Origin of the sequence: Microbacterium sp. RURRCA19A (assembly GCF_900156455.1) — a bacterium.
Taxonomy (GTDB): domain Bacteria; phylum Actinomycetota; class Actinomycetes; order Actinomycetales; family Microbacteriaceae; genus Microbacterium.
On the sequence record NZ_FTNQ01000005.1, the window covers coordinates 1 to 22,719 of the forward strand.

Below are 22,719 nucleotides of genomic sequence, written 5' to 3' on the forward strand. Positions count from 1 at the left end.
CCGGACGGATCGACTACAGCCGCATCCGACGGCGCTAAGGCAGCGCTAACAGCAGCCCACGCGTCGTGGTTCCAACGCTGTCTCAGCGTGCCCGCACGAAAAGCCCCGGTTCGCCGGGGCTTTCGTCGTTTGCACGACCTGCTCCGAGAGGCGTGCGCTCGAGTGTCACGAGGGCGCCGCCCGCCGGCATCCCTCCCCGTCCCCGCGCACGCGAACGGCGCACCCGGGAGAACCCGAGTGCGCCGTTCGCGCGTGAGCCGGTTCGGCTCGCCGGTCACGCCTGGATGAACGCCAGGATGTCCGGGTTGATCACGTCGGCGTGCGTGGTCAGCATGCCGTGCGGGTAGCCCTCGTAGATCTTGAGGGTCGAGTTCTGCAGCAGTTCGTGCTGCAGGAGCGCGGCGGCCTTGTACGGCACGACCTGGTCGTCGTCGCCCTGGAGCACCAGGACCGGGACCGTGATGGCCTTGAGGTCTTCGGTCTGGTCGGTCTCGGAGAACGCCTTGATGCCGAGGTAGTGGGCCTGGGCGCTGCCGGTCATGCCCTGACGCCACCAGTTGTCGATCACGGGCTGGGACGGGGTGACGCCCTCGCGGTTGAAGCCGTAGAAGGGACCGGATGCCACGGCCTCGAAGAACTCCGAGCGGTTCGCGGCGAGGGCCTCGCGGAAGCCGTCGAACACCGACAGCGGCGTGCCCTCGGGGTTGGTGTCGCTCTGCAGCATGATGGGCGGGACGGAGGCGACGAGCACGGCCTTGGCGACGCGCCCCTGCGGCTCACCGAACTTCGCGACGTAGCGGGCGACCTGTCCGCCGCCGGTGGAGTGACCGATGTGGATGGCGTTGTGCAGGTCCAGGTGCTCGACGACGGCGGACGCGTCGCTGGCGTAGTGGTCCATGTCGTGACCGGTGCCGATCTGCGAGGACCGGCCGTGACCGCGCCGGTCGCTGGCGATGACGCGGTAGCCCTTGTCGAGGAAGTACAGCAACTGCGCGTCCCAGTCGTCCGACGACAGCGGCCAGCCGTGGTGGAACATGATCGGCTGGGCGTCCTTGGGGCCCCAGTCCTTGAAGAAGATCTCCGCGCCGTCTTCGGTGGTGACGAATCCCATGATCGAACCTCTCGTGTGATGGATCCGAGCGCTGCTCGGGGGTGTGGGTGGGTCGCTCGCCATCCGGGTCCGGGGCCGAGCGCGTTCACGATAACCAGGACGGTCCCGCGGCCTGCTTCGACATTTGTCTGATCTCTTCGCACACCTGGACGGGCTGTCGGATGCCGGCGGCGAGCGCCTCAGTAGTCGTCGTGGTTCTCGCGGACGATGTCGAGTCGCGTCTCGTCGTCGGCCCATTCCGCGAGCGCTGTGCGCAGTTGTCGCTGGAGCCAGGCCGCCGGAAGCAGGGCGCCGTCCCGCTCCAGATCGTCGAGGCGCGCGAGGCGTTCGTCGACGGAACCGGTGAGGTCGGGCAGAGCGGGGGTGTCGCTGTGGCTCATGGGAGCTCCGTTCTCTCCCCGCGGGTGCCGGGTGCGCCCGCGGTGCCCCGAGGGTAGGCGTCGCCCGCGCGACGACGGTTCGACGGATGTCGAAGGGTGGGTCGTCCGCTGTCCGAGTGCCGAGCGCGTGGGCCGACGTAGCCTCCTTCCCGGCGGGCATGCGCCGTCGTCCGCCGCCCATGATCGCTGAGCCGGAGGGTGAGATGAACGTCGCCGAAATGATCGTCGAGACGCTGCACCGAGCAGGGGTGGAACGGGTGTGGGGGCTCCCCGGCGATTCCTTGAACGCGTTCACCGATGCCTTGCGTCGCGACGGGTCCCTCGACTGGATGCATGTCCGCCACGAGGAGTCGGCGGCTTTCGCGGCGGCGGGGGAGGCGGCGATCACCGGTCGGCTGGCCGTCGTGGCCGGCAGTTGCGGCCCGGGAAGCCTCCACTTCATCAACGGTCTCTACGACGCCCAGCGCTCCCGCGTCCCGGTCCTCGCGATCGCCTCGCACATTCCGTCCGCGGAGATCGGCAGCGGGTACTTCCAGGAGACCCACCCCCAGGAGCTCTTCCGCGAGTGCAGCGTGTACGTCGAACTCGTCGGCGGCCCCGAGCAGATGCCGTGGGTACTGGAGGCCGCGATGCGCGCGGCTGTCGAGAAGCAGGGCGTCGCAGTCGTGGTCGTGCCCGGCGACGTGTTCTTCGCTCGGGCTGCGGATCGCCGACCCAGCGCCCCGATCGTCGCCACGGCGTCGCACATCGTCCCGACCGACGGGGCGCTCGCCGCCGCGGCCGAGATGCTCGACTCCGCCGAGAACGTCACGATCCTCGCCGGGGCGGGGGTCGCCGGCGCCCACGCCGAGGTGCTGGCCCTTGCCGAGCGGTTGAAGGCTCCGATCGTGCACGCGTTCCGCGGCAAGGAATGGATCGAGTACGACAACCCGTTCGACGTCGGGATGACGGGGCTCCTCGGCTTCTCGTCCGGATACCGCGCCATGGAGCACTGCGACGCGCTGCTCATGATCGGCACCGACTTCCCCTACCGGCAGTTCTACCCCTCCCGCGCCAAGGTCGTGCAGATCGATCTTCGCGGCGAGCAGCTGGGCCGGCGCACCGCGATCGACGTCGGTCTCGTCGGCGACTCCGGCGACACCGCGCGGGCGCTGCTGCCGCTCCTCCGCGACGATCGGGACGACCGGCACCTCCGGCGCAGCCTCGACCACTACCGGCGGGCGCGGACGGGTCTCGACGATCTGGCCGCCGACGACGGCCGGCAGCCTCTGCACCCTCAGTTCGTGGCGCGCCTCGTCGACGAGCTGGCCGCCGACGACGCCGTGTTCACCGCGGACGTCGGGACGCCGGTCATCTGGGCGGCGCGCTACCTGCGCATGAACGGGCGCCGGCGCCTCATCGGATCCTTCACGCACGGATCCATGGCCAACGCGATGCCGCACGCGCTCGGTGCGCAGGCGGTCGACCGCGACCGACAGGTGATCGCGTTGGCCGGTGACGGCGGCATCGCGATGCTGCTCGGCGATCTCCTCTCCATCCGTCAGAACGACCTGCCCATCAAGATCGTCGTGTTCGACAACTCGGCTCTCGACTTCGTCGAAGTGGAGATGAAGGCCGCTGGCATCGTCAACGCCGGCACGCACCTGCAGAACCCCGATTTCGCCGAGGTGGCCCGGGCGATCGGCATCCCGGGTTATCGCGCGACGACCGGCGAAGAGCTGCGTTCCGCGCTCGCCGAGGCGTTCGACCGACCCGGACCCGCGCTCGTCTCGGTCGTCGTGGCGCGCCAGGAGTTGGCGATCCCGCCGACGATCACGGCGGAGCAGGCGAAGGGGTTCGCCCTCTTCGCCCTGCGGACGCTGTTGTCGGGGCGCGGCGATGAGCTGATCGACCTCGCCGACACCAACGTCCTCCGGCGCCTGCTCCACCGGGACTGAGGCGGCGTTCGCCGGCACCCGTCGCCGATCTTCCGGGGTCGACGGCGGCGGCCGTCGAGCCTCAGGCGGCGACGACGGACGGGGCGGTGAGGAGGGCGAAGACCTCGGCCGTCACCGAGCCGGGCGTGGCGAAGTACATCGTCACGAAGCAGCCCGGGTGCGCGGGGGGAGTGAAGTTCTGCACACCGATCTCGAGCTCACCGAGATCATCGACGCGGGCCGACAGTCGGAACGTCGAGGGCTGGGCGACTTCATGCAACGCCCACAGGCGCGGGAAGTCGGGGTCGTCAGCGAGCTGCGCCAGCAGTTCCTGTACGCGGGGGGAATCGGGGTCGGCGTTGAAGCGGAACGATGCGATGGCGTCGCGCGCCACTCGCTCCCAGTCGCGCACCGACTGGCGGGATTCGGGGCGGAAGGTCTGCAGAAGGGCGTTGCGGCCCGGCGCCAGGTCGCCTCCCGAAAGGGCGAGCATCGCGTCGTTGGCGGCGAGGATGTCCAGGGCGCTGTCGGTGACGTAGGCGGGGCAGGCCGGCCACTGCTCGAGCAGTACCCGAAGGCTTTCCGTCGTCTGCGCGGTGACCGGGCGGGCGGGGCTGGCGGCGCCGCGGGCGAGTCGGTGGAGATAGTCGGCGTGGACGGCGTCCATGCGCAGAGCCCGGGCGAGCGACTCGGTCACCTGGTCGGACGGGCGGGTGACGCGCCCCTGCTCCAACCGCACGTAGTACTCGAGGCTGATTCCGGCCCGGGCCGCGACTTCGTCGCGTCGCAGCCCCGCGACGCGCCGACGACCGTCGCGCTCGACGCCGAAATCCTCGGGTACGCATGCGGCGCGACGGGCGGCGAGGAAGACTCCGAGGGGCGAGGAGCGACGGGCCATGTGATCCTCCGGGGTGAGGGCGATGGCATCACGTTAGGTGATGGAGCGGTCGCTCCACATCACCCGGGGCATCCCCCGACATCGCATATCCGCTCAGGCGGCGCGGACGGCCTGTGCGATCATCGCCGCGCTGTCCCGGGCGGAGCGCTCCAGCACGTCACGCGAGCGACCCAGGCGACTCACCAGGATCAACGACTGGGAGGCGGCCACGGCCTGTTCGGCGGCCCGGGATGTGTCGCTCCGCTCGTCGTCCGCGGGGGAGGCGGCGTCCAGAGCCTCGGCGACCGCGCTCACCATGCGTGCGAGCGTGTCGTCGGCGATCTCCGCGATCGGCGCCTCGTGCCCGAGTTCGGCGATGGAGTTGATCAGAAGGCACCCGCGTCGCTGCGGATCGCCGGCGCAGTCGTCGACCACCGCGGCGAAGTAGCGGGCGAGTACGTCGTCGGGGGATGCGGCCGGCGACGCGACCGCGCTCTGGACGAAGGCCACCCGCCGCTCGCAGTAGGCGCGGAACGCCGCCAGGAACAGCTCGCGCTTGCTGCCGAAAGCGAGGTACAGGCTGCCGTTGCCCACGCCGGTCGCTTCGGCGATGTCCTGCATCGACACGCCCGCGAAGCCGCGGGACCAGAATAGATCGATGGCGGCGTCGACGGCGGACGCCGTATCGAAGGTGCGACCACGCGGCATGACACGACCGTATCGGACGGGGTGGAGGTCGGGACGCGTGGGAGCGTTCTCTTGCATTTCCACGTATTGGATCGCTCACTCCAGTACGCTCCGTCATGTGGCCCGCTCTTCCTCGCCCTCGGAGCCGGACCCGGCGCTCGCCCTGAGCCCCGGCGTCTCGCGCGGCACGCTTCCCGTGCGCGGACGCGACGACGTCCTCCTCGAGATCGATCGAGCGCTCGACGCCCCCGCCGTCAGCGTCGTCGTGCTCGTCGGAGGCCCCGGCATCGGCAAGACCCGACTGCTGGAGGAGACGATCGCGGCCGCGCGTCGTCGCGGCTGGTGCCGTGTGATCGTCGCTCCGACGCCCGACTCGCGGACGACGCCACTGGGCGCCCTCACCGATGCCGCCCTGGCTGCCAGTCCACCCCTGCTGGACGCCGCGGAGCTGGCGCCGGTCCTGCTCGGATCCCATCCCCAGTACTGGATCACCCGGCTGCTGCACGACGGGATCGAACGTGCCGCCACCTCCCGCGGACTCCTGTTCGTCATCGACGACCTGCAGTGGCTGGATGCGGGTTCCGTGGGTGCCGTGGCGGCGCTCATGCGGACGACGGTCGGAATGCCCGTGACGTGGCTGATCGGCACGCGTCCGGGCGGGACGGATGCCGGTCAGGACCGCCTCCTCTCGTACGCCCGCGACGTCGGTGCGCTGATCGAACTCGAGCCGCTGACCGACGCGGCGGTGCGGGAGATCGGCGGCGACGTGCTCGGGATGCCCGCGGGCCCCGTCCTCGCCGACGCGCTCGGCGCCGCGGAGGGGAGTCCCCTGCTGGCGCTCGAGATGCTCTACGGGCTGTCGGACGAGAACCTCATAGATGTCACGGGCGGCACGGCCGAGATCGTCGACTCCCGCGTGCCCCGCGGGTTCGGCGCGTCCTCGCGTCGACGGCTCGCGGCGGTCTCCGCCGATGCCCGACGGGTGGCGCAGGCGGGCGCGCTGTTCGGGCGACGGTTCGGGCTGCCGGGAGTCGTCTCCGTGCTCGACCTGCCGCTGGCGTCGGCGCTGGCGTCGGTGGACGAGCTCCTCGCCGCCGACATCGTCGCCGACGACGGTACGGGTCTGGTGTTCCGTCACGACACGATCCGCGATGCCGCCCTCGAGAGTCTGTCTCCGTCTCTCCGTCGTGCGCTGGGCCGTGCCGTGCTGGAGAAGCGCCGCGCGGAGGGCGTGCCCGCCGCCGCGCTCGCGCCCGATCTCCTCCGCTTCGCCGAACGGGGCGACGACGAGTCCCTCGCCCTTCTCCTGGATGCCGCCCGGGAACTCGCCGCGACCGACGCGCAGACCGCCGCCTCGCTGGTCGCCCGGGCCGCCGAGCTGGCGCCCGCGACCGAGCGGTACCGGGCCGAGATCGTGGAGCTGCTCCCGGTGCTGTGGGCGGGGGGACGGGCGGATGAGGTGGCCGCGATCGGCGACCGGTTCTCCGCCTCTCTCGGCGGCGACGAACGGGCCCGCGTCGATCTCGTGATGGCCCGCCTGTTCACGGAGTCCTCGTTCGAACGGGCCCTGGAGATCTGCGACCGCGCCCTGGAGATCCCGGATGCCGCCCCGGCGACGCGCGTGCAACTGCTCGCCGTGCGCGCGCTGAACTGTGCCAACGCGGCAGACCCCGAGGGGCTGCGCGACTCGATCCGTCGGGGGCGCGCCGAGGCCGACGACCGGCGCGACCTCGTGGCTCTCGCGACGCTCGATGCGAGCGAGTCGGTGCTGACCTTCTACGAGTCGCGCTTCGACGACGCTCTCCGGCTGCAGCGCGACGCCCTCCGGCGGATCGCGGACTCGGGCACCCTCGCCTCGCTGTGGCTCCCGGAGGGCCTCTGGATGGCGTTCATGCGGAACTCGCTGGGTGAGTGCCGTGCGGCGCTGCGCGACGTCGACACCGGTCTGGCCGAAGCGCGTCGTGCGCACAACGTCATCGCCGAGGCCTTCTGGATGATGGTGCGTGCCCGCGTGCTCTACGACCTCGGCGCCCTCGAGGACGCTCGGACGCAGGCTGAGGCCGTCCTCGACCTGGCGTCGGAGCTGCAGCTCGGGGATTTCGCGAACGCCACGGCAGGCGTGGTCCTGTTCCGGATCTCCCTCCACACCGGCGACCGCGTCCTGCGCGACCAGACCCGCCCGCTCGTGACGGCTCTCGCCGAGGGCAAGGGCCTCACGCGCACGGGTCGGTGGAACCTCGTCGTGGAGGCCCTGGACGCGGGGCGGTTCGACGACGCCCGTGCCCTCAGCTCGCTCGCGCTGGAAGGGCTGGACCAGCCCGCGCCGGCGATGACCACCCCCGCCGACCTGCTCGACGACCTCCTCCTCGCCGAGGTGTGTCTGGGTGCCCGCGACACGGACGCGCTCGACCGGGTCCGCGTCACCGTCGCCGCGCGGGCCGACGCCAATCCGGACCGCCCCGCGGTGCAGGCCGTCGAGCTCGCGGTGCGCGGTCTGGCCGACCGTTCCGAGTCACTGCTGAGGGAGTCCGCGGTGCTGTGTCGTGCGGGCGAGCGACCGCTCGTCCTGGCGCGCGTCCTGGAGGTGCTCGCCGCCGTCCTCGTGGGCGATGAGGAAGCCGCGCGGACGCTCACCGAAGCGCTCGATGTCTACCAGGCCGTGGGCGCGACCCGCGACGCGAGCCGGGTGCTCCGCAGCCTTCGGGCGCGTGGCGTGCGCACGCGCCCGAAGGCGGCGTCCACGGCCGACCCGGCCGGCCTCGGCCTGTCGCAGCGCGAGCAGCAGGTGGCCGATGTGCTGCGGACCGGGGCGACGACGAAGGAGATCTCGGAAGCCCTCCTCCTCTCGCCCCACACCGTGGTCACCCACGTGCGTCACATCTTCGCCAAGCTCGGGGTCAACACCCGGAGCGAGGTCATCGAGATCCTGTCGTCCGCGCACGACTGAACGCCGCGGATCCTGACGGATGTCGGATGCGCATTCGTCACCCGTCGGGTGCGGTCGGCGTGCCGGTCGGTCACCATCGTCGTCATCGACGATCTGGAGGATGCCATGACCGACTCACTGTCCCGTCTCGCGGGGCCCGCCATCGTGCACCTCGAGCACGAACTCATCGTCCGCGACTTCCTCGAGCTGCTCGACGAGCAGTGCTGGAGCGACCTCCGGCCGTTCCTCCATGACGAGGTCGTGTTCGTCACAGCCCCGGGACGCAGCATCGACGGGAGGGAGTGCGTGCTCCGGGCCGTGCGCGAGATCCGCCACGGCTTCGCCCGCTTCGGGGTGGAGCTCGAGGACCTCGGATTCGGACCCGCCACGGTCTTCGCCCACCTGACGCTGTCCCTGCGGCTGCCCACCGGCGAGGAGGCGCGGGTGCAGAGCTTCGCGAAGTTCCGGCTGCGTGACATGCAGATCGTGGAGTGGACGCAGTCCTATGCCTGATCGGCACCTGCGGCGGCCGCGACCGTCGAAGGGTCTCTCGACGTCTGTCGGAGCGGCGGTCATCCCCGTACGCCTAGCCTGCGGTCGCAGGCGTTCGTGGTCGCGGTCGTCACGACGGGTCGCGCCGGGGGAGAGGGGTTCCATGGGAGAGATCGAGTTCGACGGGTACCTCGCGGAAGCGCGCCGGCACGTCAGCGCCGCCAACTACGACGTGCAACGGATGTCCGACGACGCGGGGGATCGACAGGCCGTCCACAGCGTCGTGCTGGCCCTCGACGCGATCCTGGCCGCCCTCGAGGACGTGGACGACGCGCGGTCGCGCGCGGGGGGAGAACGCCCGTGAGGGGCGGGCTGCCGGACGGTGTGCAACGCTTCACCGCGCCGCTCACGGGCCACGCGATCTTCCTCGTCGTCACCGTGGCGGACTCCGCCGTGGACGACGTGCGGGATGTGCTGCGCGACCTCGGCAGACTCGTCCAGACGGTGCGATTCCGCGACCCCTCGGACGGGCTGTCGTGCACGGTCGGTATCGGGGCCCGTGTGTGGCCGACGCTCGTGGGTGGTCCGCTGCCGCGCGAACTGCACCCGTTCGCGCCGGTGGTCGGCGCCGTGCACACCGCGGTCGCCACGCCCGGCGATCTCCTCTTCCACATCCGCAGCGATCGCGCCGACCTGTGCTTCGAGTTCGAACGACTCCTGGTCGCGGCGCTCGGGGACGGCATCCGGGTCGAGGACGAGACGTCGTGCTTCCGCTCGTTCGATCGGCGCGACCTGCTCGGCTTCGTCGACGGCACGGCGAATCCCGTCGGAGACGACGCCGACGACAGCGTGCTCGTGGGCGACGAAGACCCCGCCTTCGCCGGGGGCACCTACGTCGTGGTGCAGAAGTACCGGCATCCCCTCGAACGGTGGCAGGCGTTGCCCGCCGAGGTCCAGGAGCACATCATGGGCCGGACCAAAGCCGACAACGTCGAGCTCGACGACGCCACCTCGGGACAGAAGTCGCACAAGACGCTCGCGACGATCGTCGACGATGCGGGCGTCGAGCACGACATCGTGCGCGACAACATGCCGTTCGGCCGCCCCGGCCACGGCGAGTTCGGCACCTACTTCCTCGGCCAGGCGCGTGCGCTGTGGGTCATCGAGACGATGCTCCGGCGGATGTTCGTGGGGGATCCTCCCGGCATCCACGACCGCCTGCTCGATTTCTCCATCGCGCTGACCGGCTCCACCTTCTTCGCCCCGTCGGCGGCACAGCTCGCGGTCCTCGGAGACGACCGCGATGCGCCCGTCCCCGCCGCGACGGTCGTCGCGGCTTCCTCCCCTTCGCTCGGTATCGGCGCGAACCGCGCCCCGCTTCCCCAGGAGAACTGATGGATCATCTCACTCGCCGTCTCGCCCCGATCACCGACGAGACCTGGAACGCGCTGGACGACGAGGCCCGGACCCGGCTGCAGCCCGTTCTCGGCGCGCGTCGCCTCGTCGACTTCGTCGGGCCGCGGGGATGGGAGCACTCCTCGACCAACACCGGTCGTGTGCGCCCGGTCGGCGACGACGCCGGACTGCGCGCGCGGCAGCGCGTCGTGCTCGCGCTGACCGAGGTGCGCGCGGACTTCGTCCTCGCCAGGTCCGAGCTCGACGACACGGCGCGCGGCGCGGTCGACACCGACCTCTCCGCGCTCGACGAGGCGGCGCACCGGCTCGCCGTGCGGGAGAACACCGCGATCCTCGCCGGCTGGCCCGCCGTCGGCTTCGCGGGCATCGCACCGAGTTCGCCGCACGCCCCGATCGATGGGGCGGGGGATGCCGCGGGGCTGACGCGTCGCACGGCGGAGGCCGTCCGTCGACTCGGCGACGCGGGGATCGGCGGACCGTACGGCATGGCCGTGGGATCGCGCGAGTGGGTGGAGGTCCTCGGCGGGAACGACGCCGGCGGCCAGCCGCTCCGGCGGCACATCGAGCGGATCCTCAGCGGCGATGTCGTGTGGACACCCGGAATCGAGGGCGCGGTCGTGATCAGCCTGCGCGGGGGCGACTTCCTCCTCGAGGTCGGGCAGGATGTGGCGCTCGGGTACCTGGCGTCCGCGGAGGACCGGGTGCAGCTGTACCTCGAGGAGTCCTTCAGCTTCCGCATCGCGACTCCGGAGGCGGCGATCGCGCTCCTCCCGGGCGCGGACGACGACTGATCCGTCCGCGCTCAGCGGCGCAGGAACGCGTCGACCACGGCGTTGAAGCCGTCGGGGTCCTCGAGGAACGGGAAGTGCGAGTGCGCGGTGTTCCCGTCGAACACATGCAGTCGTGCCCCGGGGATGCGCTCGGCGATGTAGCGCTGCGACGTCGGTGTGACGTGGCTCCCCACGCAGCCGATCACGAGGGAAGGGAGGTCGATCCGGGGGAGAAGATCACGCCAGTCCTGCCCGGCGTGATCGACCAGGAGTGTCGAAGCCTGTTCCCGGGGCGCGGACCGCAGCTCCGCGCAGACGAAGTCCCACAGCTGCGGATCCGGTTCCCGCCCGAACATGCTGCGGACGAAGTCCCGCGTGACCTTCCCGGTCGCGTCATCGTGGATGGCCCCGGCCAATGCGTACAGACCGGCCGGATCGAGGATCGCGCCGGTCTCCTCGCGCTCCCGCGTCGAGATCCACGGCGCGGCCACGACCGCGGCGGGTTGATCGACGAAGATCGCGCGACCGAGGCCGTCGGTGCCGAACTGATCGATCAGCGACCACAGGACCGAAGCCCCCATCGACCAGCCCAGAACGTCGACCTCGGCGACGTCCAGCGCCGTGATGAAGCCGTGCACGTCGCGGGCCAGGCGCGCGACCCGGTACCCGTGCACCGGCTTCGCGGATTCGCCGTGTCCTCGGAGATCGAGCGTGATCACGCGGCGGCCGGATGCCATCGTGCGCTGGCCCCGGAACATCTCCCGCGTCTGACCCCACCCGTGCAGGAGGACGAGCGGCACTCCGTCGCCCCCGGTGTCGTCGAAGGCGAGGGCGACGCCGTCGTCCGTGAGGTGGCGCAGGGCCGTCGTCGTCCTCATGCGTGCAGCCCCGCCGCCGCGCGGTGGTACTGGAACAGTTTCATGCTCATGTGCAGCGCACTGCGCCGCGGTCCGTCGTCGAGCGCGTCCTTGACGGTGTCGGGGAGGTTGTCGAGCCGGTAGTACAACGTCGTGCGGTGGATGTGCAGCTTCTCGCACGCCACCCGGACGTTCCCCCCGACGTCGAGATAGGTCTCCACGGTCTCCCTCTGGGTCGGATCCTCCGAGGTGCACAGCGCGTAGGCGGCGGGCGAGTACACGCGGACGGCTTCGGGATCCGCCGCGACGCTGTCGATGAGCGCCCAGAAACCGAGGTCCGCGATGTCGGCGATACCGGCCACCGACGGCACGCGCGACACGATGCGCGCCGCGATCACGGCGCGGTCGGCCGCCCCGACCAGGTCGCTCTCGGCTTCGTCCAACGTGGCGGTCCCGATCGGGGCCGGGGCCATCCCCGCCGCGGCGAGCTCGTGGGAGACGACCTGTGCGACCGCCTCCACGTCGGTCGTGCGAGCGGCGAGCAGCAGCGGGCCACGGTGCACCCCGAGCGACAGCACGCGCGGCGCCCGGGTCGTGGCGAGGCGTCGGCCGAGAGTCAGCCGATCCATCTCGCTGACCGAGCCGTCGATGCGCAACGCCAGGACCGTCGTGCCCGGACCCGGCGCGAACATGCGCCGGTCGACCGCCTCGCGGAACGCGCGGCGGGCCGTCGCGTCGTCGGAGGAGAGCAGCGCGTCGATCACGCCGCGCGCTTCGCCCCCGTCGCGGTCGGCCTCCTGCTCCAGGAGCACCCGGATGAGTTCGCACGCCGCGTCGATGGCCGCGTAATCGACGCTGCGGAGGACCGGTTTGTCGCCGGTGATGAGCCAGAGGAGCGCGATCGTCTGATCGCCGCTGCGGATCGGGATCGCCAGGCGTTCCTGACCGCCGAACGGCGCCATCGGAACGTTGGTGGGCTGCCGGATCTGCCGGATGTGGAGCCCTTCCAGATACTCCCGCGCCTCGGGCGGGGTCGTGCGCTTGAGGAGGGCGCGGCGACGCATCTCGTCGACGTCGTCCTCCTGCTCGCTCGCCGCGATGGGCGTGTAGTCGAGGTCGTTCACGACCACGGAGCGCCCGAGCGTGCGGGCCAGCTCGTCCACGATCTCCTGCAGCTTCATGATCCGCGAGCGTAGGCGGGCTCTCCCGCCCCGGGGAGGGGTCGGGTTTTACCACCCTCGCTCCCGGGCGTGTCCGACGAATGATGTAAAGCCCTTCGACGTACGACGGGGAGCGGCGATCCCGGCGCTCTCTAACCTGTGACGACCCGGGCGGTGCCCCGCGCGTCCGGGAGGGAGAGGACATGATCGAGACGACACTGGACGACGGGTGGACCCTTCCTTCCTTCGCGGTGGGCGAAGGCCCCCCGATCGTCCTGGTGCTGGGGTCCGTCGAGGCCGTCCACAGTGCCGCGGCGGTCGCGGCCGACGCGGCGGCGGGGCACCGGGTGGTCGTGGTCGACGTGGCCGACCTGGCATCCGATCCCGCCGAGACGACGATCGCGACCGGGCGTCTTCTGGCTCTGCTGGCGTCCCTCGGAATCCGGGATGCCACCCTGGTGGGCCACACCGTCGGGTGTGCCGTCGCCGCCCACGCCGCGCGCACCGCGCCCGCGGGTGCGATCTCCCGGCTCGCCCTGATCAGCTCGCCGGTCGTGCTGCCGGCCTCGTCGGTCCCGTCCCTCGCCGCCGACTACGCCACCGACCTCGGTCACGTGACGGTGCCGACCCTGGTGCTCCACAGCGAGACCGACCCGGTATCCCCGGTGAACGACACGGCCCTGGGGGCGGCGATCGCGTCGCCGAACGCGCAGCTGCGGGTCTACCCGGGGGTGCGTGAGGCGTTGAGCGCGGAGCAGCGCGACGCCGTGATCCGCGACCTGCTGGCTTTCGCGGACGACTGAGCGCGGGCGGGTGCGCCACCCGCCGCCCTACGCCCGCCGCACCTCGAGCGCGTCGATGCCCGGCATCCCGAACCAGGACCGTCCGCCGATCTCGTCCACCAGGGTCATCAGCACGGCGTCGCACGAGCGGCAGCGTGCCACGGTCCCCATCGCCGTGGCGTAGACGGCGACCCGCGCCATCGCCCCGCCGTCGCCGCAGGATCGGCAGCGGATGAGCGAGTCGGTGGCATCCCATCCGAGGAGGTCGGTCAGCCGGCCGGCGAGTGCATTGCCGTCGAGAACGCCCATCACGAGCCTCCGAATCGCTCGGTGCGGATGTCGCCGGGCCGGTGGCCGGCGGCGAGGAGCCAGCGCGACACGGCTTCGACGAACGGGGTCGGGCCGCAGACGTAGACGCGCGGGGCGCGGGCGGCGGAGAGCACCGCGTCGCGCAGACGCTCGGCCGTCAGACGGCCGGGCGGGGTGGATGCCGCGGGAGGCGCGGCGCGCGTGTAGACGAGGTCGAGGTCGATCGCGCCCGACGCCGCGAGCGCCGCGAGCTCGTCCGCGAAGAACAGGTCGCCCGGGGTCCGCACCGAGTACAGCAGGCGGAACTCGCTCGGGTCTCCGGCGGCGGCGTGCGCCTGGGCCATCGCGTAGAGCGGAACGACTCCGGAGCCGCCGGCGATCAGCTGCACGGGCCGCGGCGATGCCTCGGTCGGCGGCGTCCACACGAAGAACGCCCCGAGCGGTCCGTGCACCTCGATCTCGTCGCCGACCCGCAGATCGTGGACGAGGAAGGGCGAGACCTCGCCGTCGGGGACTTCGTCCACCGCCAGCAGCACGCGCGTGCCGTCCCCGGACGAGGCGATCGAGTACGACCGCGACGCCTGATATCCGTCCGGCGCCGTGAGACGCAGATCGAGGTGCGCCCCCGCGTCGTTCCCCGGCCAGGTCGGGATGTCGAGTGCGATGCGCTGCGCCGTGGGGGTCTCGGCGCGGATGTCCGCGACCGTCGCGGTGTGCCAGGCGGTCGGGCGGCGCGTCACCAGTACCGTTCCTCCTGCCACGGGTCGCCGTGCAGGTGATACCCGTTCTGCTCCCAGAACCCCGGGTCGTCGTCGGGCATGGTCACGAGGCCGCGGACCCACTTGGCGCTCTTCCAGAAGTACAGGTGCGGCACGAGCAGCCGGGCGGGGCCACCGTGCTCGGGGGTGAGGGGTTCGCCGTCGGCCTCGAAGGCGATCCAGCTCCTCCCGTCGAGGAGGTCCTCCAGCGGCACGTTCGTCGTGTATCCGCCGTAGGAGTGCGCCATCACGTAGTCGTGGGCGGTCTCGACCTCGTCGAAGATGCGGTCCAGCGACACCCCGCGCCACGGCATGTCGAGTTTGGTCCAGTGCGTGACGCAGTGGATGTCGACGGTGATGTCCTCCATCCCCAGCGCCTGCAGCTCGGCGGTGTTCCAGCGGTGGTCGCCGTTCTCGGTGCGCACGACGAACTCCCATTCGTCGGCGTCGATCTCGGGCGTCGGACCGGCCGACAGCACGGGCCAATCGCCCACCAGGGTCTGGCCCGGGGGGAGACGCGGGTCGCGTTCGGAACGGCGTCCGGAGAATCCTCGAGTGATGAACGACATGGATGCCTCTTTCCTCCCCGGCGTGGGCGAGTTTCACCCTAGCCAGGTCGCCGACCGCGCGACAGGGACGATTGTCGGATCCCGGGGCGTCGCGACCCGTCAGTTCGTCGAAGACGTTCCGTCGGCGTGCGGACCGCCGGTGTCCGCGGCAGCCGCGCGCACGGTGCCGACCAGTGCGGCGGTCTCGTCGCCCCCGACGGCGATCGGCTGCAGGATCTCGCCGGTGGTGGTCAGCAGAACCCCCACCGGGCGGGTGCCCGGGATGCCGAGCGCCCTGGCGAACTCCCCGGACGGATCGACGTGCAGACCCTCGTCGGCCGCGCTCAGGGGCATGTCGTCGCCGACCGGCACGATGAGTCGGACGTCCACGAGGGTCTCGAGCGGGGCGCGGTCCCATCGCATCCGGTCGATCAGGTTCTCGCACGACGTGCATCCCCGTCGGACGAAGAGCAGCAGTTGCGCGCGCCCGCGCAGGGCGCGCTGACGGGGGACGACGACCGACCCGTCCGGCGTGAGGAGGGCGGCGTCGGGCACCCCGGCCGCGGGGGACGCCGAGCGTCCGCCGGAGGGTCGGAGCGTCGCGGCGATGACGGCGACGGCTGCGACGCTGAGCAGCAGGACGCCGTCGAGCAGAGGGGACAGGGCGAGGCGGACGGCGACCGCCGGCGCGAGCGGTGCGCTGACGGAGCCGACCATCGCGAGTCCGGCGAGGACGGCGATCGCCGTGTTGCGCGCCGTCAGGGCAGGACCCACGGGAGTGGATGCCAGTCGTCCGAAGCATCCGCAGTCCTCGGTCGACGCGCGCGTCTGCGCCCGCACGCCGACGGCGAGGAAGACGATCGACAGCGCGAGGGCGGCAGCGCTCGCGGTGGCGGAGACCACTCCGCTCCCGAGGAGGAGTCCGACGGCGACGACGAGTTCGACGACCGCGACGGCACCGACGACGGTCCGCGGAGGGAGACCCGACAGGCGCAGCGCGCGCAGTGTCGCGGGCGCGGCGTCGATGTCGAGGAGCTTGCCCACGCCGCTGGCGGCGAACACGGCGGCGAGAGCGAGGACGGGGAGGCTGAACGGCCCGAGCATCGCCCCAGAGTCCCACCCTCCGGGCGAGCGGTGCGGCCGGCGGTGCCGGGCTTTCGGCGGGTGAAGTCGGCCGGCGCGCCCGCCGTTCGCGGGGGCCGATAGTGTCGCTGTGACGACTCCGTCACTGCGCGCGGCTCCCGCGGCAGCCGCTCATCCAGGGAGAATCGCCCATGTCCGTCGGTCTGCTCGCCGTGGTGGATGACATCCTCGGCGCCGCACTCAAAGCCAGCGCGAAGACCGCGGGCGTCGTGATCGACGACGCGGCCGTGACGCCGCAGTACGTGCAGGGCATCACGCCCGCCCGTGAGCTGCCGGTGGTCTGGAAGATCGCCCTCGGCAGCATCATCAACAAGTACGTCATCATCATCCCGATCGCGCTGCTGCTGACGGCGTTCGCGCCGGGGGTGCTGCCGTTCCTGCTGATCCTCGGAGGCGGGTTCCTGTGCTTCGAGGGTGCGGAGAAGGTGCTGGAGTGGTTCGGGGTCGGTCACGGTCACGGTGACGACGACGGGCCTCGCGACGAGCGCAAGCTGGTACTCGGGGCCGTGCGCACCGACCTCATCCTCAGCACCGAGATCATGCTCATCGCGCTCGCGAGCCTGGATCCCGGCTTCGGCATCTGGATGACGCTCGGCGCGCTGCTCGTCATCGGACTCGCCATGACGGTCGTGGTCTATGGCGCCGTCGCACTCCTGGTGAAGATCGACGACATCGGACTGCGGTTCATGAAGAGTCCCGCGCGTGGGGTCCGTCGCTTCGGCGCCCGGGTGGTGGCATCCATGCCCGCCGTCTTCCGTGTGATCAGCGTGATCGGGACGATCGCGATGCTCTGGGTCGGCGGTCACCTGGTGGTGCAGAACCTCGGCGAGACCCTCTGGGCGGGACCGTCCGATCTGCTCCACGCCGTCGAGCACGCGATCGAGGCCACGGGCCCGGTCGTCGTGTGGATCGTGGACACCGCGATCTCGGCGGTGTTTGGTCTGATCCTGGGGCTCGTCATCGTCGCCGTCGTCACCGGCCTCCGGCGGGTGTTCCACCGCGGCGAGTCGGCCGACGCCGCGCACTGAGCCCCCGCCGGCGGGGACCTCCGAGGCTCGGCGTCAGTCGAGGCGCGAGTGCTCGCCCAGGCGGTGCCACGTGCGGTTGTGGTACACCAGGGCGGCGCCGGGCTCGCCCGGCTCGAGGTCGCGCTCGACGTCGACCTGCAGGGCCTGGGCGGCGATGACGGTCGAGCCGCCGGCATCCATCCGACTGACCACGGCGCACCGCAACCATGCCCGGACGCCGTGGTACACCGGCTCGCCCGTGGGCAGGCGCGACCAGGTCGAGGTGTCGGCGAAGCGGTCGAGTCCGCTCGTGGCGCCGGCACGGGCCAGGACGATGTCCTCGGCGTCGAGCAGGTGCACGACGATCGTGGACGCGGCCACGATCGTCGGGGTCGCCGACGACAGGCTCGAGACCGAGAAGATCAGCAGCGGCGGCTCGGCCGAGACCGACGACACGGATGAGGCGGTGAGGGCGACCGGTCCGTGCTCGCCGTACGCGGTGATGACGGCGATGCCGCCCGGGTGGCCGCGGAACGCGCGCTTGAAGTCGTCCGCCGTGACGGACGTGCCGATGGTCGGCGTGCTCTCGGATCGCTCCTGCGGCAGGGAAGTCATACCTCGACGGTAACCCTCGGCGCGCGGCCCGGCGCGGGACGCCGAAACGCGGCGACACACGTGATCCGCCCGCACGCGAGTGTTGTGAGGCTTCACATCGCCTTCTCCGTGATGTTTCCGTTGCAAATCGTTCTTGACAGAGCGCTGAGTGTGAGCGCTAACATTCAGAAGTCAGCCCGCCCGAGCGGCTGCATCACATGGACCGGCGACGCCGCCGGCGAAACGAGGAGGTTTCATCATGAAGGCGAAGAAGACCCTCGCCGGACTCGCGCTCGTGGGCGCGATCGCTCTGACCACCGCCGGCTGCGCCGGTGGCGGCTCGACCGCCGGTGGCGGCGGAGACGACAAGGTCATCACCGTCGGCTTCGCGCAGACCGGTTCCGAGAGCGGATGGCGCAGCGCCAACACCGAGTCGATGAAGACGGCGTTCTCCGAGGCCAACGGCTTCAACCTCATCTTCAACGCGGCCGACAACAAGCCGGAGGCGCAGATCGCCGCCGTCCGCAGCTTCATCAACCAGGGTGTGGATGCCATCGTGCTCGCCCCCATCGTCACCGACGGCTGGGACGACGTGCTGAAGGAAGCCAAGGACGCCAACATCCCGGTGATCCTCGAAGACCGCACGGTGTCCGCGTCGGAAGACCTGTACGCCAGCTGGGTTGGTCTGGACTTCAAGAAGGAGGGCGAGACGGCCGGCAAGTGGGTCGCCGAGAACTTCGGCAAGACCCCGACCAACCTCGTCGTGCTCGAGGGCACCACGGGTTCGTCGGCCGCCACCGACCGTGCCACCGGCTTCAACGACGCGATCAAGGGGACCGACATCACGGTGCTCGACTCGCAGACGGGTAACTTCACCCGTGCCGAGGGCAAGACCGTCATGGAGGGCTTCCTCCAGAAGTACGGCTCGCAGATCAACCTGCTGTTCGCCCACAACGACGACATGGGCCTCGGCGCGCTCGACGCGATCAAGGCGGCGGGCCTCAAGCCCGGCACCGACATCAAGATCGTGACGATCGACGCGGTCAAGGACGGCATGACGGCTCTGGCCGACGGCGAGTTCAACTACATCGTCGAGTGCAACCCGCTCCTGGGCGACAAGGTCGCCGAGGTCGTCAAGAAGGTCGTCGCCGGCGAGTCCGTCGACAAGCAGTACATCGTCGAGGACCAGGCGTTCGACCAGGAGCAGGCCAAGGCCGCTCTGCCCGACCGCAAGTACTGATCCATCCACGGACGCCTGGCGTCCGTCCCCGGGTGTGCGGGGCCGATTCCGGCCCCGCACACCCTCCCTCGACTCATCCCCCGAGAAAGCGATCGAGCATGACATCCGAACGCTCCGCCGTCGTCGCGATGCGCGGCATCAGCATCTCCTTCCCCGGAGTGAAGGCGCTCGACGGCGTGGACTTCACCCTCTATCCCGGCGAAGTCCACTCCCTCATGGGGGAGAACGGCGCCGGCAAGTCCACCCTCATCAAGGCCCTCACCGGTGTCTACGGAATCGACTCCGGCTCCATCCGCGTGCAGGGCGAGGAGCGTCTGTTCCGCTCCACGGCCGATGCGCAGGCGGCCGGAATCGCCACGGTCTACCAAGAGGTCAACCTCTGCCAGAACCTCTCCGTCGGTGAGAACGTGATGCTCGGCAACGAGATCCGTCGCGCCGGCATGGTCGACTGGCGTGCCACCCACGCCGCGGCCGCGACCGCGCTCGCCGAGCTCGGTGTGCACATCGACACCCGCTCGATCCTCGCCAGCCACTCGATCGCGATCCAGCAGCTCGTCGCGATCAGCCGCGCGATGGTCGTGGACACGACGGTGCTCGTCCTCGACGAGCCGACCTCGAGCCTCGACCGGGGCGAGGTCGAGCAGCTGTTCGCCGTGGTGCGGAGCCTGCGAGACCGGGGTGTGGCCATCCTGTTCGTCTCGCACTTCCTCGACCAGATCTACGAGATCTCCGACCGCCTGACGGTGCTGCGCAACGGCACGCTCGTGGGGGAGTACCCGATCGCGGAGCTCAGCCGCGAACAGCTCGTCGCGAAGATGATCGGCCGCGAGCTCGGCGAACTGGATGCCATCTCGGCCAGCGCCGAGCGTCCGATCGACCGTTCCGGGACCCCGGTCCTGAAGGCCGTCTCGCTGGCCCGCAAGAATGCGCTCGAACCGATCGACCTCGAGGTCTTCCCGGGCGAGATCGTGGGTCTGGCGGGACTCCTGGGCTCGGGCCGGACGGAGCTGGCCCGCCTCATCGCGGGCGCGGATCGCGCCGATCAGGGCCAGGTCGAGGTCGGGGGGTCCCCCTCGCGCCTCGGCTCTCCGCGCCATGCGCTCGATCGCGGGATCGCCTTCTCGTCCGAGGACCGCCGCGCCGAAGGCATCGTCGGCGACCTCACCGTCGCCGAGAACATCATCCTCGGCGTCCAGGCCCGCCGCGGTGCGCTGCGCAAGCTCGGCGCCGCCGAGGTGCAGGCGATCGTCGACGAGTACATCACCGCGCTCGGGGTGCGTCCCGCGAACCCGAACGCGCTCATCCGCAACCTGTCCGGCGGAAACCAGCAGAAGGTGCTGCTGGCCCGCTGGCTCGCCACCGCGCCGGAACTGCTCATCCTCGACGAGCCCACCCGCGGCATCGACGTCGGCGCGAAGGCCGACATCCAGCGCAAGGTCGCCGAACTCGCCGAGAAGGGCCTCTCGGTGGTGTTCATCTCCTCCGAGCTGGAGGAGGTGCTGCGCATCGCGCAGCGCGTGGCGGTGCTCCGCGACCGTCGTAAGATCGGCGAGCTGGCCACCCAGGACGTCGACCTCGACGGTCTGGTCGCCTACATCGCCGAGGGGCAGCCCGAGACAACGTCGTCCGATCGGGAGAAGATCGCATGAAGAAGTTCCTTTCGCACCGCCTCGTGTGGCCCATCGCGGCCCTCGTGGCGCTCATCGCCGTCAACACGATCTCGCGGCCGTCGTTCCTCAGCATCACGGTGCAGAACGGGCAGCTCTACGGATCGCTGATCGACATCCTGCGCAACAGCGCCCCGCTCATGCTCGTCGCGCTGGGCATGACGCTGGTCATCGCCACCCGTGGCATCGACCTGTCGGTCGGAGCGATCATGGCGGTCTCCGGTGCCGTGGCGCTGACGATCATCGAGGCCTCGCCCGACCCGGGCAACCTGGGCGTCGTCATGATCGCCATCGCCGCCGCGGTCGGCAGCGCCCTGCTGCTCGGCGTCTGGAACGGCTTCCTGGTCTCGGTGCTCGGCATCCAGCCCATCATCGCCACCCTCGTGCTCATGCTCGCCGGCCGCGGAGTCGCCCTCCTCATCACCAAGGGCTTCATCACGACGATCAACAGCGACCCGTACCAGTTCATGGCGCAGGGATACGTCCTGGGGCTCCCGTTCGCCTTCTACGTGTCGATCGCCGCGGTGATCGTCGTCGGCATCGTCGAGCGACGCACCGCGCTGGGCATGCTCACCGAGGCGGTCGGCATCAACCCCGAGGCGAGCCGCCTCGCCGGAGTCCGCTCGCGCGGCATCATCTGGGGCGCCTACATCGCCAGCGGCACGCTCGCGGGCATGGCCGGAATCCTCTACAGCTCGAACATCATGGCCGCCGACGCGAACGCCGCGGGTCTCTACATCGAACTGGATGCCATCCTCGCGGTGGTCCTCGGTGGAACCTCGCTCGCCGGTGGCAAGTTCAGCCTGGCCGGCACGGTCGTCGGCGTGTTCACGATCCAGACGCTCAAGAGCACGATCACCTTCCTGGGTGTTCCGCCGGCCGTCAGCCCGGTCTTCATGGCCGCGGCCGTGCTGATCGTCGTGCTGCTGCAGTCGCGCCGGTTCCGCGCGTTCTTCCAGACCGCGGGCCGTTCCGCCCTGCGTCCCCTCACCCGACGTCCTGACGCAAAGGTGCTGTCCTGATGGCCACTCTCACCGCTGAGCGGGGCCCCGTCGCCCCGACCACGTACCGCCGATTCCTCAGCCGCCACGTCTCGTGGATCCCGGTGTTCGCCGCGATCGCGATCCTGCTGATCATGATCGCGGGGTCCATGGCGTACTTCCCGAACTTCCAGCTGCCGCGGATCCTGTCGTCGATCCTGCTCGACAACGCGTACCTGCTGGTGCTCGCGGTCGGCATGACCTTCGTCATCCTGACGGGCGGCATCGACCTCTCCGTCGGTGCGGTCATGGCCTTCACCGGCATCCTGTGCGCCAGCCTGCTCTCGCAGGGGGTTCCCGTCGCGGTCGCGGTTCCGGCGATGATCCTCATCGGCGCAACCATCGGTCTGCTGATCGGCGTGCTCGTGCAGTTCTTCGACGTGCAACCGTTCATCGCCTCGCTGATCGGCATGTTCCTCGCCCGCGGCCTGGCGTTCGTGGTGAGCCTCCAATCGATCAAGGTCGACAACGAGGGACTGCTGTGGCTGCAGTCCACCCGCTTCTCGTTCGCCGGGTGGTACATCACCCCGACGGGGATCATCGCGCTGCTCACCGTGGCGCTCGCCGCGTTCGTGCTCCGCTTCACCCGGTTCGGGCGCACCGTGTACGCGGTGGGCGGCAACGAGCAGTCGGCGCGGCTCATGGGCCTGCCCGTCGTGCGCACCAAGCTGTCGGTCTACGTCATCAGCGGCGTGTGCGCGGGGCTCGCGGGCATCGTCCTGACCGCGTACTCCGGCGCCGGCTACCCTCTCAACGGCGTCGGGACCGAGCTCGACACGATCGCCGCGGTCGTCATCGGCGGCACGCTGCTGACGGGTGGGAGCGGGTTCGTGCTGGGCTCGATGATCGGTGTCTTCGTCTACGGCCTGATCCGCACGATCATCTCCTTCTCGGGCGCCGAGCAGTCCTGGACCCGCATCACCGTCGGAGCGCTGCTGCTGGTGTTCGTCGTGGTCCAGCGGATCATCGTCTCGCGGTCCGCGCTCTCCAAATGACGCGCCCGCGCAGGATGCGCGCGCGACGAGCGTCGCGCGGGCAT

At 70.7% G+C, this 22,719-nt stretch carries 23 protein-coding genes; 12 read left to right on the forward strand and 11 right to left on the reverse strand.

What is annotated here, in order from left to right; translation table 11 throughout:
• Nucleotides 1-274: 274 nt before the first annotated feature.
• Together BW982_RS15475 and BW982_RS15480 are read right to left on the reverse strand one after the other, a co-directional pair.
• Entirely contained in the window at nt 275-1,111 is an 837-nt protein-coding gene (locus BW982_RS15475) for an alpha/beta fold hydrolase (protein ID WP_076494831.1), read from the reverse strand.
• A 179-nt stretch (nt 1,112-1,290) separates the two neighbouring features.
• Nucleotides 1,291-1,491: a hypothetical protein gene (locus tag BW982_RS15480; RefSeq protein ID WP_076494833.1), complete on the reverse strand. Its 201-nt coding sequence runs from the start codon at nt 1,489-1,491 to the stop codon at nt 1,291-1,293.
• Nucleotides 1,492-1,694: 203 nt separating this feature from the next.
• Between BW982_RS15480 and poxB the strand changes: the two genes are divergently transcribed.
• The gene (poxB, locus tag BW982_RS15485) at nt 1,695-3,428 is read left to right on the forward strand and encodes a ubiquinone-dependent pyruvate dehydrogenase (RefSeq protein ID WP_076494835.1); all 1,734 of its coding nucleotides are present in this window, start codon (nt 1,695-1,697) and stop codon (nt 3,426-3,428) included.
• 61 nt (nt 3,429-3,489) lie between these two features.
• Here poxB and BW982_RS15490 read toward each other — a convergent pair whose 3' ends face one another.
• Both BW982_RS15490 and BW982_RS15495 read right to left on the reverse strand, forming a co-directional pair.
• Complete coding sequence (locus tag BW982_RS15490; RefSeq protein WP_076494837.1) at nt 3,490-4,305, reverse strand: helix-turn-helix domain-containing protein; 816 nt, start codon at nt 4,303-4,305, stop codon at nt 3,490-3,492.
• Between the two features lie 93 nt (nt 4,306-4,398).
• Nucleotides 4,399-4,992, reverse strand: a complete 594-nt coding sequence (locus BW982_RS15495; protein WP_076495079.1) for a TetR/AcrR family transcriptional regulator — start codon at nt 4,990-4,992, stop codon at nt 4,399-4,401.
• Between the two features lie 97 nt (nt 4,993-5,089).
• Here BW982_RS15495 and BW982_RS15500 point away from each other — a divergent pair, with 97 nt between their 5' ends.
• From BW982_RS15500 to BW982_RS15520, 5 genes are all read left to right on the forward strand, one after another.
• A complete protein-coding gene (locus BW982_RS15500; protein WP_076494839.1) occupies nt 5,090-7,918 on the forward strand; it encodes an ATP-binding protein in 2,829 nt (942 codons plus the stop codon).
• A gap of 105 nt (nt 7,919-8,023) precedes the next feature.
• Complete coding sequence (locus tag BW982_RS15505) at nt 8,024-8,410, forward strand: nuclear transport factor 2 family protein (protein ID WP_139327501.1); 387 nt, start codon at nt 8,024-8,026, stop codon at nt 8,408-8,410.
• Between the two features lie 142 nt (nt 8,411-8,552).
• Nucleotides 8,553-8,753 carry a hypothetical protein gene (locus tag BW982_RS15510; RefSeq protein ID WP_076494843.1) on the forward strand — a complete coding sequence of 67 codons (201 nt, stop codon included), beginning with the start codon at nt 8,553-8,555 and terminating at the stop codon, nt 8,751-8,753.
• A complete protein-coding gene (locus BW982_RS15515) occupies nt 8,750-9,784 on the forward strand; it encodes a Dyp-type peroxidase (RefSeq protein ID WP_139327502.1) in 1,035 nt (344 codons plus the stop codon). The genes BW982_RS15510 and BW982_RS15515 overlap by 4 nt, the downstream gene beginning before the upstream one ends.
• Nucleotides 9,784-10,596 (forward strand): family 1 encapsulin nanocompartment shell protein, encoded by an 813-nt coding sequence (locus tag BW982_RS15520; protein ID WP_076494846.1) that lies wholly within the window; start codon nt 9,784-9,786, stop codon nt 10,594-10,596. The genes BW982_RS15515 and BW982_RS15520 overlap by 1 nt, the downstream gene beginning before the upstream one ends.
• A gap of 11 nt (nt 10,597-10,607) precedes the next feature.
• Here BW982_RS15520 and BW982_RS15525 read toward each other — a convergent pair whose 3' ends face one another.
• Both BW982_RS15525 and BW982_RS15530 read right to left on the reverse strand, forming a co-directional pair.
• A complete protein-coding gene (locus tag BW982_RS15525; RefSeq protein WP_076494848.1) occupies nt 10,608-11,453 on the reverse strand; it encodes an alpha/beta fold hydrolase in 846 nt (281 codons plus the stop codon).
• Nucleotides 11,450-12,613 carry a PucR family transcriptional regulator gene (locus tag BW982_RS15530; RefSeq protein WP_076494850.1) on the reverse strand — a complete coding sequence of 388 codons (1,164 nt, stop codon included), beginning with the start codon at nt 12,611-12,613 and terminating at the stop codon, nt 11,450-11,452. Before BW982_RS15530 ends, BW982_RS15525 begins: the two co-directional genes overlap by 4 nt.
• A 182-nt stretch (nt 12,614-12,795) precedes the next feature.
• Here BW982_RS15530 and BW982_RS15535 point away from each other — a divergent pair, with 182 nt between their 5' ends.
• Nucleotides 12,796-13,395, forward strand: a complete 600-nt coding sequence (locus tag BW982_RS15535) for an alpha/beta fold hydrolase (RefSeq protein ID WP_076494852.1) — start codon at nt 12,796-12,798, stop codon at nt 13,393-13,395.
• A 27-nt stretch (nt 13,396-13,422) separates the two neighbouring features.
• Here the strand turns inward: BW982_RS15535 and BW982_RS15540 are convergent, their stop codons facing one another.
• From BW982_RS15540 to BW982_RS15555, 4 genes are all read right to left on the reverse strand, one after another.
• A complete protein-coding gene (locus BW982_RS15540) occupies nt 13,423-13,683 on the reverse strand; it encodes a DUF6510 family protein (protein WP_076494854.1) in 261 nt (86 codons plus the stop codon).
• Nucleotides 13,683-14,423 (reverse strand): FAD-binding oxidoreductase, encoded by a 741-nt coding sequence (locus tag BW982_RS17950; RefSeq protein WP_217693692.1) that lies wholly within the window; start codon nt 14,421-14,423, stop codon nt 13,683-13,685. The genes BW982_RS15540 and BW982_RS17950 overlap by 1 nt, the downstream gene beginning before the upstream one ends.
• Nucleotides 14,420-15,010: a molybdopterin-dependent oxidoreductase gene (locus tag BW982_RS17955; RefSeq protein ID WP_076494856.1), complete on the reverse strand. Its 591-nt coding sequence runs from the start codon at nt 15,008-15,010 to the stop codon at nt 14,420-14,422. Before BW982_RS17955 ends, BW982_RS17950 begins: the two co-directional genes overlap by 4 nt.
• Before the next feature lie 99 nt (nt 15,011-15,109).
• Entirely contained in the window at nt 15,110-16,093 is a 984-nt protein-coding gene (locus BW982_RS15555) for a MauE/DoxX family redox-associated membrane protein (RefSeq protein WP_076494858.1), read from the reverse strand.
• Nucleotides 16,094-16,263: 170 nt separating this feature from the next.
• On the opposite strand from BW982_RS15555, the gene BW982_RS15560 reads away from it, so the two are divergent.
• Complete coding sequence (locus tag BW982_RS15560; RefSeq protein WP_076494860.1) at nt 16,264-17,160, forward strand: DUF808 domain-containing protein; 897 nt, start codon at nt 16,264-16,266, stop codon at nt 17,158-17,160.
• 33 nt (nt 17,161-17,193) lie between these two features.
• Here BW982_RS15560 and BW982_RS15565 read toward each other — a convergent pair whose 3' ends face one another.
• Nucleotides 17,194-17,754, reverse strand: coding sequence for a flavin reductase family protein (locus BW982_RS15565; protein WP_076494862.1), 561 nt, complete (start codon nt 17,752-17,754; stop codon nt 17,194-17,196).
• Between the two features lie 238 nt (nt 17,755-17,992).
• Between BW982_RS15565 and BW982_RS15570 the strand changes: the two genes are divergently transcribed.
• The 4 genes from BW982_RS15570 to BW982_RS15585 all read left to right on the forward strand — a co-directional run bounded on the left by BW982_RS15570 (nt 17,993) and on the right by BW982_RS15585 (nt 22,675).
• Complete coding sequence (locus tag BW982_RS15570; RefSeq protein WP_076494864.1) at nt 17,993-18,973, forward strand: ABC transporter substrate-binding protein; 981 nt, start codon at nt 17,993-17,995, stop codon at nt 18,971-18,973.
• 98 nt (nt 18,974-19,071) lie between these two features.
• Nucleotides 19,072-20,622: a sugar ABC transporter ATP-binding protein gene (locus BW982_RS15575; RefSeq protein WP_076494867.1), complete on the forward strand. Its 1,551-nt coding sequence runs from the start codon at nt 19,072-19,074 to the stop codon at nt 20,620-20,622.
• A complete protein-coding gene (locus BW982_RS15580) occupies nt 20,619-21,662 on the forward strand; it encodes an ABC transporter permease (RefSeq protein ID WP_076494870.1) in 1,044 nt (347 codons plus the stop codon). Before BW982_RS15575 ends, BW982_RS15580 begins: the two co-directional genes overlap by 4 nt.
• On the forward strand, nt 21,662-22,675 hold the full coding sequence (locus BW982_RS15585; RefSeq protein WP_076494873.1) for an ABC transporter permease subunit: 1,014 nt from the start codon (nt 21,662-21,664) through the stop codon (nt 22,673-22,675). The genes BW982_RS15580 and BW982_RS15585 overlap by 1 nt, the downstream gene beginning before the upstream one ends.
• The last annotated feature ends 44 nt before the right edge of the window (nt 22,676-22,719 follow it).

Excerpts from the sequence above, each read along its gene's own strand:
- BW982_RS17955 (WP_076494856.1), bottom strand. The coding sequence starts at position 15,010 with ATGTCGTTCATCACTCGAGGATTCTCCGGACGCCGTTCCGAACGCGAC.
- BW982_RS15540 (WP_076494854.1), bottom strand. The coding sequence starts at position 13,683 with ATGGGCGTTCTCGACGGCAATGCACTCGCCGGCCGGCTGACCGACCTC.
- poxB (WP_076494835.1), top strand. The coding sequence starts at position 1,695 with ATGAACGTCGCCGAAATGATCGTCGAGACGCTGCACCGAGCAGGGGTG.
- BW982_RS15525 (WP_076494848.1), bottom strand. The coding sequence starts at position 11,453 with ATGAGGACGACGACGGCCCTGCGCCACCTCACGGACGACGGCGTCGCC.
- BW982_RS15575 (WP_076494867.1), top strand. The coding sequence starts at position 19,072 with ATGACATCCGAACGCTCCGCCGTCGTCGCGATGCGCGGCATCAGCATC.
- BW982_RS15570 (WP_076494864.1), top strand. The coding sequence starts at position 17,993 with ATGAAGGCGAAGAAGACCCTCGCCGGACTCGCGCTCGTGGGCGCGATC.
- BW982_RS15555 (WP_076494858.1), bottom strand. The coding sequence starts at position 16,093 with ATGCTCGGGCCGTTCAGCCTCCCCGTCCTCGCTCTCGCCGCCGTGTTC.
- BW982_RS15505 (WP_139327501.1), top strand. The coding sequence starts at position 8,024 with ATGACCGACTCACTGTCCCGTCTCGCGGGGCCCGCCATCGTGCACCTC.
- BW982_RS15480 (WP_076494833.1), bottom strand. The coding sequence starts at position 1,491 with ATGAGCCACAGCGACACCCCCGCTCTGCCCGACCTCACCGGTTCCGTC.
- BW982_RS15490 (WP_076494837.1), bottom strand. The coding sequence starts at position 4,305 with ATGGCCCGTCGCTCCTCGCCCCTCGGAGTCTTCCTCGCCGCCCGTCGC.
- BW982_RS15535 (WP_076494852.1), top strand. The coding sequence starts at position 12,796 with ATGATCGAGACGACACTGGACGACGGGTGGACCCTTCCTTCCTTCGCG.
- BW982_RS15585 (WP_076494873.1), top strand. The coding sequence starts at position 21,662 with ATGGCCACTCTCACCGCTGAGCGGGGCCCCGTCGCCCCGACCACGTAC.
- BW982_RS15495 (WP_076495079.1), bottom strand. The coding sequence starts at position 4,992 with ATGCCGCGTGGTCGCACCTTCGATACGGCGTCCGCCGTCGACGCCGCC.
- BW982_RS15510 (WP_076494843.1), top strand. The coding sequence starts at position 8,553 with ATGGGAGAGATCGAGTTCGACGGGTACCTCGCGGAAGCGCGCCGGCAC.
- BW982_RS15520 (WP_076494846.1), top strand. The coding sequence starts at position 9,784 with ATGGATCATCTCACTCGCCGTCTCGCCCCGATCACCGACGAGACCTGG.
- BW982_RS15475 (WP_076494831.1), bottom strand. The coding sequence starts at position 1,111 with ATGGGATTCGTCACCACCGAAGACGGCGCGGAGATCTTCTTCAAGGAC.
- BW982_RS15530 (WP_076494850.1), bottom strand. The coding sequence starts at position 12,613 with ATGAAGCTGCAGGAGATCGTGGACGAGCTGGCCCGCACGCTCGGGCGC.
- BW982_RS15565 (WP_076494862.1), bottom strand. The coding sequence starts at position 17,754 with ATGACTTCCCTGCCGCAGGAGCGATCCGAGAGCACGCCGACCATCGGC.
- BW982_RS15560 (WP_076494860.1), top strand. The coding sequence starts at position 16,264 with ATGTCCGTCGGTCTGCTCGCCGTGGTGGATGACATCCTCGGCGCCGCA.
- BW982_RS15580 (WP_076494870.1), top strand. The coding sequence starts at position 20,619 with ATGAAGAAGTTCCTTTCGCACCGCCTCGTGTGGCCCATCGCGGCCCTC.